The following is a 12829-nucleotide window of genomic DNA, read 5'->3' as shown; positions in this document are numbered from 1 at the left end:
TGCGCTGGTGTGCCCCCTGCCACGGTCAGCCGGACAGCTCGGCGGCCATATCGGTCATGTCGGCCCGGTGGTCGCGGTGTAGCAGCGTCGCGACGGCGAAGCCCATCGCCATCTCCACGGTCATCGCCGCGATGATCACCAGCAGCAAAACCTGGCCGGTGGGCGCCGGCGCGAGGAACCACCAAAAGCCCGCGGCGGCAAGGATGATCGCGTTGATCATCAACTCGAGACCCATCATCACCATCACCACGACCTGTTGGGAGAGCGCACCGTAGAGTCCGATGCTGAACAACGCGGCCGCTACCAGCAGCACCGTGTCGAGGGTCATCTCCCGACACCTCCCGGCTGCGGGTCGCGGGCGGGACGTTGTTTCAAGTCATCGCCGAACCGGTCGTAACGGCTCCGCTTGGCCGCCAACACAATCGCGGCCACAATGGTGGCCACCATGATTGGGCTGATAACGGCCATCGCGAGCATCTTCGGTCCCATCAACTCCTCCCCGAGCGCCACGGTGACATCGCGTGGTGGTGCACCGCGCCGCGATGGCCAGTCGACCAGCAGGATCCCGGTCGCCAGCAGAACGAAGGTGCCCACGGCCGCGGTGAGGGCCCGGCGCTTGTCGTGCACCATGCTCATCGGCATCAGCGCCGGGTTCATGCCCATGAACATGACCATATAGACGGCCATCACCGCCATCTCCATCACCATCATCAAGATCGTCACCACGCCGATGTAGTTCTGCGCCAGCAGCAGCACCGCGACACCCACGGCGACGAACGACACCGCCAGCGCATACGTGGCGCGCGCCATCGAGGTCACCCGGAAGACGGCCGCACCGGCGAGCACGGCGATCGCCGCGCAGATCCAGAAGACCACGTCGACGATCATGTATCAGCTCCTCCAAGTAGCGATTATGGCCACGACCAGGTCTTGCAACAGGACGGCCGGCAGCAGGACCACCCAGCCGAACTCCATGAACTTCTCCGGCCGAAAGACGGGAACCCGTCTACGCAGCCATACCAAAACCGTCAGCAGTACAACGGTTTTGAGCAACACCCACAACCAAGCCGGTAGCAACGGTCCGTCGCCGCCGCCGAGGAACATCGGCACGGCGAACGCGGCACCGGCGACCAGCAGCGCGTATCGCCCGGCGTGGAACACTAGCCGGTCCACACCGGAGAGTTCCGTGGTCACGCCGCCGGCGACGTCGGCGCCAAGCGCCGGCGTGAACGGGCCCCATACCGAAAAGGCCGCTACCCCAAGACAATAGACGACAAACGCGATTGGCATCCATACCGCGAACCACAATTGCTGCTGAGCCGCGGCGACCGCGCCGACACGCAGGCTTTGGGCTGCAATGGCCGGAGCGACCAGCGCGAACATGAGCGGGAGCTCATAGCCCAGGCCGTGGGCCAGGAATCGGTAGCCGCCGATCAGCGAATGCGCCGAATTCGGACCCCAACCGGCGAGCCACACCAGCGCCCACACCATCACGTCCATCGCGTTGAACCACACGACGCCGACATCGAGATCGAACAGCGTCCATCGGCCCAGCGGCACCACGGTCACCATCAACATGGCGGCGACGATCAGACCCGTGGCGCCGACCCGCCACAGCATCGCGTCCGCCGCGACGATGGTGCGCCGACGCTGCCGCATCAGCCGCGCCGCCTCCCACAGCGGTGTGGCCGCTCCGCCCGTGCGGACACCGTTGCCGCGGTCGGTCAGCACACCATCGAGGGAGGCGGCATAGAGGCCGAGTGCTCCGAGCAACCCGGCGGCGCCGAGCGCCCAGACGCCTGGCACCGACGTAACCGTCGGGTCACCCATGAGGGATGCTCTCGTTTGCGCGCGCGGTGTCGATGCCGAGACTGGCGACTACCAGGCGGGCAGTGGCCATGTCCAGGCCGCGCACCAGGGCCGGTAGCACATCGCTTATCTTTGTCGAGTCAAGTTCAAATAGACTGGAATTTAAGGGTTCTCGCAACAGAGTGCGCGCTAGACCGACTCGGGTGAGTAGCCGGTCGTAGGTATCGCCGGCAAGTGCCGCGGGCAGCTCATGACGGTCGAGACTTTCAGATGTCAGCGGCGCGAGGTCGCGTAACGACCAGCGCAGCAACCTGGACTTGCCGAGCATCTTGTGCAGGCCGTCGAGCAGCTCCCGCGCTCGGTCAACGTCAGAGTCGCCCAGCAACAGGTCCCTCGCCTGCCGCGCTATGGCCGCCGCCCGCGGCCACCCCGACAACTCCAGCAGATCGACGACGTGGTCGCACTGTCGGGCAGCCACCACCAATTCGGTGCGTTCCGGCGGGGCCTTATATCGGCTTTCATGGTCGTTATCGACGATCCATGCCTCGGCCTCGGCGAGGACGTCTCCCTGCAATGAGCACCGCAATACCAACCCCGCCGGCCAGTGCGGGAGGACCGGGCCGAGACGCAAGTGCAGGACATCCATCTCGAGGCCATCGCGGTCCTCTCCGCCTTCGGCCAGAGCAATGCCGGCGGGTGCCATCTCCATGCCGCCGTGGTCCATGCCGTGGTGGCCACTATGGTCCATCGCGCCGTGGTCCATGTTGTGGTGGTCCATGTCGCCGTGCTCCATCGCGCTGTGGTCCATGCCGTGGTGGCCATTGTGGTCCATTGCGCCGTGGTTCATGCCGCGGTGATCCGTGCCGCCATGGGCTGTTCCGCCGTGGTGGCCACTGTGGTCCGGGCGGGGCGATTGTGCGCGATCACGGGCGTCGTCTCGTTGTCGCCCGCAATCGAGCAGCTCCGCGCCTGCGCGGTCCAGCGCAGAATCGATCGACTCCTTGTCAGTAATGTCGATGCGGACACGGGGGCCGGGCAGTTGGTCCCAGATCCTTTCGACGACTTCGCCCAACTCGGACCCGGGCATGCCGCATACCGCTAGTGCATCGGCGTCCGCCGGGGACACCGCTGCACACCAGCCCCGAGCAGCGACACAGCGCTCCACCGCTGCGCGCAGAACCCAATCGCCTGGGACCTCGACGGTCAGGACGTGGACCCGGCGGACAGCAGCTCGGGTTAAGGCGGCGGTCATACCCATCGCAGTGCGCCCTCCCGCCACGCCCACGCGACCGCGACGAACAACGCGGCCAAAAATAGGAACATCTCGACGATCGCGGTGGTGCCCATCTGTGCGACGACCATGGCCCATGGGTACATGAACAGCATCTCGACGTCGAAAGCGAGAAAGACCAGTGTCGCTGGATACCAGCGCACGTGATACCGGGACAGCGCGTGCTCCTCGGGCCGCCACCCCGACTGGAAGGGAAGCGACGTCAACGCGGCCGCCCACACCGCCGTGAGCCGGTGCATCCCATACGCGCCGGCGACGCCCGCTAGGGATACCAGCAGCGTCGAGGCCACACCGGCATACATCGCTGCACTCCTTTCACCCGTGCAGGCCACAGGGTCTTGTCCACGTCCCCACATGCGCAGTGCACCCGGATTATGGCCTACCACGCCTCCACGACGCCCCGAAACCGATCGCCGCCCTGCTGGGTCCGGGCCGCCGCGCCGCCGCCGGCGACCTGAAGCAGTCTGGGAGTTGACTCGCAATGGTTGTGCAGCGCCAATCATCTTGCAGGCTAGTTGATTTCGGCTGGCCCAGCGTCGTGCAGGCTCTTTGCTCTTTCGATCGAGGTGCGGCTGGCGCCTCTGGGTGGATGTTAGGCCCAGCTGGACCCAACGGCGCTGTCGGTGGAGGCCATGTTGGCCCCGGCAGTTTGGACTTTTGCCCATGGGCGTTGGCTTGCTCGTAGATGACCTGGAAGTTGCGGCCCAACTGGGTGATGAACTCTTGGCAGGCCACCGAACCCGCACCGCCCCAAAAGTCCCCGGCGGCAAGCACATCACGGATGATGGCCTGATGCTCGGCCTCCAGGAAAGCGGCCTGGGCGCGGATCAGCGCGCCATGGGCGTCGACGTCGCCGAATTGGTAGTTGATGCTCATCGTCGGTTCTCCTAACTGCCTAGCATCTGCTGTGAGGCTTGCTCTTGCTGTTCGTAGTTGTTGGCGTCGCGGATCAGGCCGTCGCGCACCCCGTGCAGCATGGTGACGATGTTGCGGAACGCAGTGTTCGTTTGGCCCATGGTGTCGTAGGACGCGGCCTGAGCGGTCCCGCTCCATCCGGCACCGGCAATGTTCAGCGAGGACCCCCACATCTTGCGGGCTTCATCTTCGACGGTTTGGGCGTGCACGTCGAAACGGCCTGCCATGGATCGCATCTCGTTCGGATCGGTCATCAAGCGTGCAGTCATTGGAGTGTCTCCTTACCTGGAAATCATCAGTTTTGCTCGACGTGGCCGGCGTCATGGCCGCCTGCCAAAACGAATTGGTGCTCTCCTTTGTTATCCGACGGTCGCCGAGGGCGGTACCACTGTCAGGCGGGGCATGAACCGGAGGTCGGTTTCGCCGACGTTGCCTATGCCGCGCCCGGCCATCGTTGCCATCGGCGCGCCGAGCATGCTTGCGGGAGCCCCCGTTGTGGCTCCTGGGGCAGTGGCCAGGCTGGTGCTGGGCAGCGCCGTCGCGGCAGGACTCATTGCCGGGGCCGCCGAAGCCCAGGCTTGGGGCACCGACAACGCCCCGACCGTGGCCGCCCGGCCCACGCCCGCCGACACGGCTGCCCCGCCGAGTCCTGCTGAGCCGGGTGCTCCCAGCGCGCTGGACGCGAGCGCGCCCGTCAATCCCGGTCCCGAAGCTGCGGTGCTGGCGGCGGTGACGGCCGGCATCAAATTCTTCATCTGATTCGCGTTCGAGAGCAGCGAACTCGATATCCACCCAACCGAACTTGTCATCGACAACGCCGGATTCATGGAACTGAGCGACGAACTCAACGACGACAGCGACCCCGTGGACGACTCGGATGTGGACGACAGCGGCGACGCGAGCTGCTGCAGAGCCGTCGGCACCGTGGAGGTCACCTGTGACAGGACCGCCTGCGCGTCGGTGCTGGCCGAGCTTCCGACAGCTTGGCCGACCGCGGTTCCCTGTCCGGCCAGGCCGGCCGGGTTGCTGGCGGGCTGCGGCGGGATGAACTGGGTCAGGAGCGACGCACTCGCCGAGGCGGCCGCGTAGCCATACATCGCGGCGACGTCCTGGGCCCACATCGCCGCGTACTGTGCCTCGGTGGCCGCGATCGCGGGCGTGTTTTGCCCGAGGATGTTGGTCGCGATCAGCGACATCAACAGGCTGCGGTTGGCCGCGATGACTGGTGGCGGCACCGTCATCGCAAAGGCCGCCTCATAGGCGGCCGCGGCCGCCATGGCCTGCGAAGCCGTCAGCTGTGCCGTGGCGGCAGTGGTGTCCATCCACGCCACGAAGGGGGCGCTCGCGGCGGTCATCGCCGCCGACGCCGGACCCAGCCACGGTCCGCTCGTCAGCCCTGAAACCACCGAGGAATACGAAGCGGCCTCCGAATATAGCTGCTCGGCGAGTCCTTCCCAGGCCGACGCTGCGGCCAGCATCGAGCCCGGCCCCGGACCGGCATAGATCCTTGCCGAGTTGATTTCGGGTGGCAAAGCAGCGAAATCCATCATTTCACCTCGGAATGCTTAGCCGGCCGCGACCGCGTTGGCGGCCTCGGTGACCGCATACGAATCAGCGCTGACACCAAGGGTTTTCGCGACCAATTCGTAGATCGCCGCAGCTTGGGCGCTGACGGCCTGATACATCTGAGCGTGCGCGGCAAACTGCAGCGCCGTCAACGCCGACACCTCATCGGCGGCGGCGGGAACCACCCCGGTCGTCGGTGCGGCCGCGGGCGTGTTTTCGGCGCTCATCGCCGAGCCGATGCCCAGCCGGTTACCGGTCGCCGCCGTCAACATTTGCGGGGCGACGGTGAGTGAGAACATGGACTTCTCCTTGGAGACTTGGGATTACGGACATGGGCTGACCCCGTCCGCTGCGGTGTGTTAAGGCGCTGGTGCGGTCGCCGCGGGACGGAAACCGCGTCGCCCAACTCGGCTAGACAGAGTCAGGCAGGATTGACGTGTTCATTGGCCCGGCATTCATCCGAGCGGAAGGGGCGGCAGAGATTGGTGACGGTGGGCGAGCGTTCACCGGCCGTCGTGGCGCAACACGATGGCCTGCCGCCGGCTGATCATCGGCGAGCTATGCAGAACCGCGTCAAGAGGTCTCGACCGGTGAAGGCAATGGCAGCTGCGCGGGGCGGGGCTCGCCCAACCGGCACGACGAGTTTGACCCGCGAACCTGCGACGGCGACCACCGCGACCGCGAGACCGAGTTCCACCAGCGCGGTAACCGGCCCCGGCACCGGCATAGCCCCGAACACCTTGGAGCATTTGGCGGCCAGGCCGCGGTAAAGCGAAGCATGGTCGGCCTGCATGCCGGGCCCGCCAGTGCCAAACCCGCCATCCGCCGATGTCACGAAGGCGTGCGGTGGGTCAAACGCGAGAGGCGCGAAATGCACCAACCCACACCCCAGGGCGCCGAGGACCAGCCACACTGCAGCCGCGATCGCGACGACAGCGCGCAACCGCACCGAACTGCCTGCGCCGCGGGGACTCATAGTGTCTCAACTGTACCTGTCTATAGGGGGGTATGCCATACGTAGGGCGGCCGATACCACATTGTGCCCGGGTCAGGAGTGTGCCTGCTCGCGGCCCTAATGCCGCAGGTAAAGTCGATATCAGCAGTCGGGCCGCAGGGGCTGACGCGCACAATTGCACCCCCATACCGAATACCCCTACCCACCGGAGGTATAGCGGGCGGCCGAGCTGGCATTCCTCTACCCAGGCGGTAATCGGTACGCCGGCCCGCTCGCACGACAACACCAGCTCGCGGCTTCGATCTATCGGCCCGGACACATGAGGACTCACCCGGCAGGCGATGCGCGCGGCCGAGCCGTTGGCAGCTGTTCGCGTCAAATCCCTTAATCGCATGGGGATTTCGCGCCGATCGGGTGCTTAACGGTGGATCCTGCGGAGTCACATGGGTAATCACAAGGTGACGTCATCGACGCGACCGAACGTGAGCAATCTTGCGCCTGGTTGCGTGCCGATGCCATTCTGCGGCGACTCTTTGGGGTCAGAGTCGTCGTCATCGCGGGCCGGCGCCCGAAAGGATGACCAGGAGACGGGGACACAGATGCCTTGCCGTGCGGCGGTGTAAATCGCCGGCGTCGGCCCCGGCCGGTTATCGTCGGTACCGCCGCTTGGACGCCGCCAAGCTCGGAATGAGCCGGTTGCAGGTCGCGTGCGGGTTCGAGACGGTAGAGGGCAACTGCGGCGATGATGCCGATGAGAACCAGCCCGCCCCACACCAGTGCGCCGGCGCTCAGCCGTTGGGCCGCACCGAATATCGATCCGGTAGCCAAGTTGCCGACGAGGATTCCGGCTCCGACGATGGTGTTGTAGAACCCGTAATGGGTGGCCACGAGCCGGCCTCCGGCCAGCGAGACGACGGTGTCCATCTCGAACGGGAAGACCGCGGCCGAACCGACGGCCAGCAGCGCCGCCGACACCAGCAGGGCCCCCACCGCCGCCGGTGTCCCGAACCGATGGCCGTCGGGGACGACAGTCAGCGGCACAAACGAGGCCGCCAGGATGGCCACACCGATCGCCAGGCTACGTCCGGGTCCCCAGCGTTTGGTGAACCAACGGGTGATGCGCAGCTGTCCGATCACTGCAACCAGGCCCGAGACAACGAAAAGTACTGCAACCAAAGCCGTTTCAGAGCGCGGCGCCAGCATCGACGCCTGCAGCGGCAGCGCCAGGTACACCTGGAAGGTCAATACGTAGGAGCCGATCATCGCCGCCGCGAAGAGCAGGAACGGCCGATTGCCGGCGACAACCCGCCAGTCCTGCAGGAATGACTTCTGCTGCGGCGCCGAATCGACACCGCGTTGCGGCAACGTCAACAGCTGCGCCACGGTCAGCACTGCGAACACGGCCGCCGCTGCCGCCGCCGTGACCTGAAAATCAACGGCCACCAGGACCAGTCCGACCAGCGGACCCAACAGGATTCCGGCCTGATAGAAGAGGTTGAACATGGCGAAGGCCTCCACCCGGCGATCTCCGGCGTCAGCGGCCAGATAGGCGCGTACCGCCGGGTTGAACAACGCGCCGGCGAACCCGGTGGCCGCCGCGGCGATCAGCACAGCCGGCAACGAGTGAGCCACCACCAGCAGCGCGAATCCGCCGGTGCGCAGCACGCATCCGGCCACGATCAACGGCTTGTAGCCCAGCCGGTCGGCCAGGGTGCCGCCCACGATGAACATGCCCTGCTGGGAGAAGTTGCGCACGCCTAGCACCAGCCCGACGGCCCAGGCCGCCAGCCCGAGCGGGCCGGCCAGGTACCCGGCCAGATACGGCATCAGCATGTAGAAACCCATGTTGATGCCGAACTGGTTGAGCATCAGGACCTGGCTGGGCCGGTCGAAGCCTCGAAACCGGGTGAGGAAATCCCTCATGCGGCTGCGATCAGTGCGGGACTGACGACGGTGCTGGTGCGAGTCCAGGAGGTCACCACCTGCTGGGTGGGGTCGGTGATGACGGTGGGCTCGGCGACGGGTTGCCAGTCCAACAGCTGGTGCTGGTGGCAGTAGTCGTCGTTGTAGATGGTGTCGAAGTAGCGTTGCGGCCCGTCAGGAAACACCGCGGCGATGCGGGTGTCCTGCGGGAAGGTGCGCGCGGCCCAGCCCGCGACCAGCGCCACGGCCCCCACGCTCCAGCCGCCGCTGGCGAAGTTGCTGGCCGCCAAAGTGCGGCACGCCCACACCGACTCCTGCGGGGCCACCCAGTGCACCTCGTCAAAGGCGGCGTAGTCGATGTTGCGCGGATAGATGCTCGAGCCCAGCCCGCGCATCAACCGGCTGGCTACCGGCTGACCGAAAATGGTCGAGCCGATGGTGTCGACCCCGATCAGTTTCATGTCGGGGTTGAACTGGCGCAGCACCCGCGCCACGCCGGCGGAGTGTCCGCCGGTGCCCACCGAGCAGACCAGCACATCGACCCCGCCAAGCTGATCGAGCAGCTCCAACGCCAACGACCGGTAGCCGGTGATGTTGTCGGGGTTGCTGTACTGGTCGGGGCACCAGGCCCCCGGCTCGGCGGCCAGCAGCTGGGCGACCCGGTCTTTACGGGCCTGTTGCCAGCCCCCCACCGGGTGCGGCTCGGTGACCAGCTCGACCTGGGCGCCGTAGGCGGCCAGCATGTGACGCACGATCGGCTCCATGCCGGTGTCGGTGACCACGGTGACCGGATGCCCGTAGGCTTGGCCGGCCAACGCCAGCCCCAACCCCAGGCTACCGCTGGTGGATTCCACGATGCGCGCCCCGGGAGCTAATTCGCCGCGGGCCCGGGCGGCTTCGACCATGTGCAGGGCCGGGCGGTCTTTCATGCTGCCGCCGGGATTGAACCCTTCCAGCTTGGCCCAAAACCCGCGTCCGGGCGGGGCGAACGGCGCCTCAATGCGCAGCACCGGGGTATGGCCCACCATCGCACCGGGACGCCGATAGGCGTCGGTGCCGGGCTGGGCGCACTCACGTGGCTGAACAACTTTGAGCGCCGGGATCGGGTGAACATAGTTATCGAAAGACAAAACATCGGTCATGAGAATCGTCGCTTTCTTGCGAACGCCGCGAATCAGTGCGGCACTTGACAGGGGTCAGCGATCACCAGCCGCCGAGCACACACGTGCTGCAAACGACCTGGCGCTGACCAGTCAGCGACGAGACAAGCAGAACCGGGTCAAGACGTCTTGACCGGTAACAGAAAGAGCCGGGGCGCGCGGGGGGCCGCGCCCGGCGGGCACCCCAAACCGGGCCAGCCCACCGGTCAGCGCCACGGCGGCCACCGCACTCAACGCGATTAACGCAGCCACCACCGCGCCTGAGCGCGGCAGCACCGCCGTGGTGAACTGCTCGTGATGGTCGCCCGAGGAACCCTTGCCCACATGCGGATGATCGACATCAACGGTGAACTCACCACCCAGCGAAGCCACCAACGCATGCGCCGGCTGCGACATCGAAGACTGCGACACCGAAGACTGCGAATGCCCCATCACGCTGTGGGCACCGATGAGAACCCACGCCGCCAACCACGCCGCAGCCCCCACGGCCACTACATACCGGAGCCGAGGCAACCTGCTAGCACCACCGAATATCACGACACGCCAGCCCTGCCAGTATGGGAGAAAACCGGGAATAAGCCGGGGTGTTTCCGATGCGCGGATTCGCAACTCATCGCGTGCGTCGCCGATGAGCAGTTCACTGCGCGTCCGGTGGACATAGAAGCAGAATATACCCCATACCCGTATATGTAAACCGGGGCCTTTGGCGGTTGAGCAGTCCTAGGTTGCGCCTGACCAGATGCTGACGACGCTTCACGGGCTGTACGACGGCCGGCATAGTTATGCCTGAGATCTACCGTCACCTTCGGCCCGGCATGTCGATTACAACCAGTGCTCCGCCGCGCCCACCACCGGATTCATCGACCCAGCGGCCGTTGCGCCGTGATGTAGTGCAGCAACAACCGGTCACCGGTGCCGACGATGGAGAACCCCGCATCGGTAATCAGCTCATCGAGCTGGTGTAGCCGGTTCTGCTCCCTGGCATGGGCGTTGAAAACAGCAGCAATCCGGTGCAAGGCGCCACCGCCCGAGGGGCGAAGATCGGCGATGCATAGCCGTCCGCCCGGTCGCAGAACTCGGTACATTTGCCGCACTGCGTCGGCGCGTCGGTCGACTGGAAAGTGGTGAAACGCCAAGCTAGATACCACCACATCGAACGATTGGTCGGAGAAGGGCAGCTCTTCGGCGGAGGCAACCTGAAAGGCCGCGTTCGCCGGCGCACGCCGCGCGGCGTAGTCGACCATCGATTGTGAGGGATCGATCCCGACAACCCTGCCACCAGGGTGCACCGCCCGTGCGATTCGCCGAGTGAAGTATCCGGTCCCGCAGCCGACGTCGAGCACCCTATCGCCGGGCTCGGCGCCGGATAGCCCGACCAGCCGGTCCCACATGCGCGCACGTAGCCCCAGAGACCACGCATTGGTGGCCCATTCATAGGTACGGGGATAGTTGAGCACCCACCCGGTGCCGTCACCGTGGCGATGATCAGCGAACAGCCTCTGCGCCAGTCCCATCTAAAAATCCTTCCCGGATATGCTTTCAGTGCGGCCAACCCAACGGTACAGCAATACCCCCATGCGGTATATTCAAGCTCGACGGAGCGGGACGCGGCTCTCCGGGATCGAACGAAACACCGAACGGCGCAACGAAAGACAGGTGCAGGCATGCGCGAATCGACTTCTGACAGGGCGCGACTTAGCAGGCGGAGTTTTGTGGCTGCCACCGTCGCCGGCGGGTTCGCCCTGGCCGCATGCGGCCGATCCGGCGAGCAAACACGTACCGGAAACACGGCGATGGCGGCCGCCATCGCTGCTGCCGAGGCGGCGCGGCCCCACACCGGGCGTACCGTAACGGCGGCACTGACGCCTCAACCGACGACAATCGACCTCGGTGGCATCACTGTGCGCACGATGGCCTACGGTAACGCCATCCCGGGGCCCCTGATCCGCGCCAATGTCGGTGACGAACTCGCGGTCACGGTCACCAACCGGCTCGATTCGGCCACCTCGGTGCATTGGCACGGCATCGCGCTGCGCAACGACATGGACGGCGTCGCACCCGCCACCCCGAACATCGACGCCGGCCGCGACTTCACCTACCGATTTTCGGTACCTCACCCGGGCACCTATTGGGCGCATCCGCACGTCGGCCTGGACGCCGACTACGGCCTGTATCTGCCCGTGATCATCGATGACCCCCGAGAGTCGGGCCGCTATGACGCCGAATGGATCGTCGTACTCGACGACTGGACCGACGGCGTCGGCAAGACCCCCAGGCAGCTCTACGACGATTTGACCAATCAGCGCAGGCCCAGCATGGGCAGCATGCCGGGCATGGGAAACATGCCTCCCATGGAGATGGACGGTGTCGGGACCAGCAGTCTGCTTGGCGGCGACCCAGGCGATATTGCCTACCCGCACTACCTCATCAACGGCCGCATTCCCGCCGCTCCCACCACATTCAGCGCCAAGCCCGGAGAGCGCATCCGGATCCGGATCATCAATTCCGGCTCCGACACCGCGTTCCGCGTAGCGCTAGCCGGGCACTCGATGACCGTCACCCACACCGACGGCTATCCTGTAGTGCCCACCGAGGTCGACGCCGTGCTGGTCGGCATGGCCGAACGCTACGACGTCGTCGTCACCGCCGCCGACGGCGTTTTCCCGCTGGTCGCTCTTGCCGAAGGCAAAAATGCGCTGGCGCGGGCCCTGCTCTCCACCGGCGCCGGCAGCGCCCCTGATCCGGGTTTCCAGCCGCCCGAACTCAACAAGCGAGTCGGCACCGTCGAAATGTTCTCCGCCGCACCGGAAGTCGACTTGGGAGCCAAATCCGATGCGAATCTCCCTGTGGTCCTCAGCGGCGACATGACGAAGTACGATTGGCTGATCAACGGCGAGCCCTACAGCAAGACCAAGCCGCTACAGGTACGCCAGGGCCAACGCGCCACGCTGGCATTCGACAACACCACCATGATGTACCACCCGATGCACCTGCACGGACACACTTTCCAGGTGATCAAGCCCGACGGCACGCCCGGCCCGCGCAAAGACACTGTCAACGTACTGCCCAAACAGAAATTGAGCGCCGTCCTCGTCGCTGACAACCCGGGCGTCTGGATGTTCCACTGCCACAACACCTATCACCAAGAGGCCGGCATGATGACTCGCCTCGAGTACACCAGCTGAGCCATCACGGCGTGCGCGCAGGAGC

13 protein-coding genes and 2 pseudogenes are annotated in these 12829 nt (G+C 65.8%); 1 reads left to right on the top strand and 14 read right to left on the bottom strand.

Annotated elements, in window-relative coordinates; genetic code table 11:
- Positions 1-25: 25 nt before the first annotated feature.
- The 14 genes and pseudogenes from W7S_RS14245 to W7S_RS14180 all read right to left on the bottom strand — a co-directional run bounded on the left by W7S_RS14245 (position 26) and on the right by W7S_RS14180 (position 11133).
- Complete coding sequence (locus W7S_RS14245) at positions 26-328, bottom strand: NADH-quinone oxidoreductase subunit K (RefSeq protein ID WP_014711827.1); 303 nt, start codon at positions 326-328, stop codon at positions 26-28.
- On the bottom strand, positions 325-888 hold the full coding sequence (locus W7S_RS14240; protein WP_014711826.1) for an NADH-quinone oxidoreductase subunit J: 564 nt from the start codon (positions 886-888) through the stop codon (positions 325-327). The genes W7S_RS14245 and W7S_RS14240 overlap by 4 nt, the downstream gene beginning before the upstream one ends.
- Positions 889-891: 3 nt before the next feature.
- Complete coding sequence (locus tag W7S_RS14235) at positions 892-1830, bottom strand: NADH-quinone oxidoreductase subunit H (RefSeq protein WP_014711825.1); 939 nt, start codon at positions 1828-1830, stop codon at positions 892-894.
- Positions 1823-2896, bottom strand: coding sequence for a hypothetical protein (locus tag W7S_RS14230; protein WP_050593740.1), 1074 nt, complete (start codon positions 2894-2896; stop codon positions 1823-1825). The genes W7S_RS14235 and W7S_RS14230 overlap by 8 nt, the downstream gene beginning before the upstream one ends.
- A gap of 161 nt (positions 2897-3057) precedes the next feature.
- Positions 3058-3402, bottom strand: a complete 345-nt coding sequence (locus W7S_RS14225; protein ID WP_014711822.1) for an NADH-quinone oxidoreductase subunit A — start codon at positions 3400-3402, stop codon at positions 3058-3060.
- A 290-nt stretch (positions 3403-3692) separates the two neighbouring features.
- Positions 3693-3976, bottom strand: a pseudogene (locus W7S_RS26320) (WXG100 family type VII secretion target).
- An 11-nt stretch (positions 3977-3987) separates the two neighbouring features.
- Entirely contained in the window at positions 3988-4284 is a 297-nt protein-coding gene (locus tag W7S_RS14215) for a WXG100 family type VII secretion target (protein WP_014711820.1), read from the bottom strand.
- Positions 4285-4374: 90 nt separating this feature from the next.
- Positions 4375-5565, bottom strand: a complete 1191-nt coding sequence (locus W7S_RS14210) for a PPE family protein (protein ID WP_014711819.1) — start codon at positions 5563-5565, stop codon at positions 4375-4377.
- Positions 5566-5580: 15 nt separating this feature from the next.
- Complete coding sequence (locus W7S_RS14205) at positions 5581-5880, bottom strand: PE family protein (protein ID WP_014711818.1); 300 nt, start codon at positions 5878-5880, stop codon at positions 5581-5583.
- 248 nt (positions 5881-6128) lie between these two features.
- Positions 6129-6557: a hypothetical protein gene (locus tag W7S_RS14200; RefSeq protein ID WP_014711817.1), complete on the bottom strand. Its 429-nt coding sequence runs from the start codon at positions 6555-6557 to the stop codon at positions 6129-6131.
- A gap of 657 nt (positions 6558-7214) precedes the next feature.
- Positions 7215-8459: pseudogene (locus W7S_RS14195) on the bottom strand (MFS transporter); the annotation flags it as partial.
- On the bottom strand, positions 8456-9601 hold the full coding sequence (locus tag W7S_RS14190) for a PLP-dependent cysteine synthase family protein (RefSeq protein ID WP_014711815.1): 1146 nt from the start codon (positions 9599-9601) through the stop codon (positions 8456-8458). The gene W7S_RS14190 and the pseudogene W7S_RS14195, both read right to left, overlap by 4 nt.
- A 111-nt stretch (positions 9602-9712) precedes the next feature.
- Positions 9713-10111, bottom strand: a complete 399-nt coding sequence (locus tag W7S_RS14185) for a hypothetical protein (protein ID WP_020822727.1) — start codon at positions 10109-10111, stop codon at positions 9713-9715.
- 365 nt (positions 10112-10476) lie between these two features.
- A complete protein-coding gene (locus W7S_RS14180; protein ID WP_014711813.1) occupies positions 10477-11133 on the bottom strand; it encodes a class I SAM-dependent methyltransferase in 657 nt (218 codons plus the stop codon).
- A 150-nt stretch (positions 11134-11283) separates the two neighbouring features.
- Here W7S_RS14180 and W7S_RS14175 point away from each other — a divergent pair, with 150 nt between their 5' ends.
- Entirely contained in the window at positions 11284-12804 is a 1521-nt protein-coding gene (locus tag W7S_RS14175) for a multicopper oxidase family protein (RefSeq protein WP_033712894.1), read from the top strand.
- The last annotated feature ends 25 nt before the right edge of the window (positions 12805-12829 follow it).

This window comes from Mycobacterium sp. MOTT36Y, from assembly GCF_000262165.1.
GTDB lineage: Bacteria > Actinomycetota > Actinomycetes > Mycobacteriales > Mycobacteriaceae > Mycobacterium > Mycobacterium intracellulare.
The sequence above is the reverse complement of the archived record's forward strand: the minus strand, read 5'-3'. Positions and strand labels throughout refer to the sequence as shown.

What these genes read in the sequence shown, in the direction of transcription:
- W7S_RS14190 (WP_014711815.1), bottom strand. Translation starts at nt 9,601, where the DNA reads ATGACCGATGTTTTGTCTTTCGATAACTATGTTCACCCGATCCCGGCG.
- W7S_RS14210 (WP_014711819.1), bottom strand. Translation starts at nt 5,565, where the DNA reads ATGATGGATTTCGCTGCTTTGCCACCCGAAATCAACTCGGCAAGGATC.
- W7S_RS14240 (WP_014711826.1), bottom strand. Translation starts at nt 888, where the DNA reads ATGATCGTCGACGTGGTCTTCTGGATCTGCGCGGCGATCGCCGTGCTC.
- W7S_RS14215 (WP_014711820.1), bottom strand. Translation starts at nt 4,284, where the DNA reads ATGACTGCACGCTTGATGACCGATCCGAACGAGATGCGATCCATGGCA.
- W7S_RS14230 (WP_050593740.1), bottom strand. Translation starts at nt 2,896, where the DNA reads ATGCCCGGGTCCGAGTTGGGCGAAGTCGTCGAAAGGATCTGGGACCAA.
- W7S_RS14235 (WP_014711825.1), bottom strand. Translation starts at nt 1,830, where the DNA reads ATGGGTGACCCGACGGTTACGTCGGTGCCAGGCGTCTGGGCGCTCGGC.
- W7S_RS14175 (WP_033712894.1), top strand. Translation starts at nt 11,284, where the DNA reads ATGCGCGAATCGACTTCTGACAGGGCGCGACTTAGCAGGCGGAGTTTT.
- W7S_RS14245 (WP_014711827.1), bottom strand. Translation starts at nt 328, where the DNA reads ATGACCCTCGACACGGTGCTGCTGGTAGCGGCCGCGTTGTTCAGCATC.
- W7S_RS14225 (WP_014711822.1), bottom strand. Translation starts at nt 3,402, where the DNA reads ATGTATGCCGGTGTGGCCTCGACGCTGCTGGTATCCCTAGCGGGCGTC.
- W7S_RS14205 (WP_014711818.1), bottom strand. Translation starts at nt 5,880, where the DNA reads ATGTTCTCACTCACCGTCGCCCCGCAAATGTTGACGGCGGCGACCGGT.
- W7S_RS14200 (WP_014711817.1), bottom strand. Translation starts at nt 6,557, where the DNA reads ATGAGTCCCCGCGGCGCAGGCAGTTCGGTGCGGTTGCGCGCTGTCGTC.
- W7S_RS14180 (WP_014711813.1), bottom strand. Translation starts at nt 11,133, where the DNA reads ATGGGACTGGCGCAGAGGCTGTTCGCTGATCATCGCCACGGTGACGGC.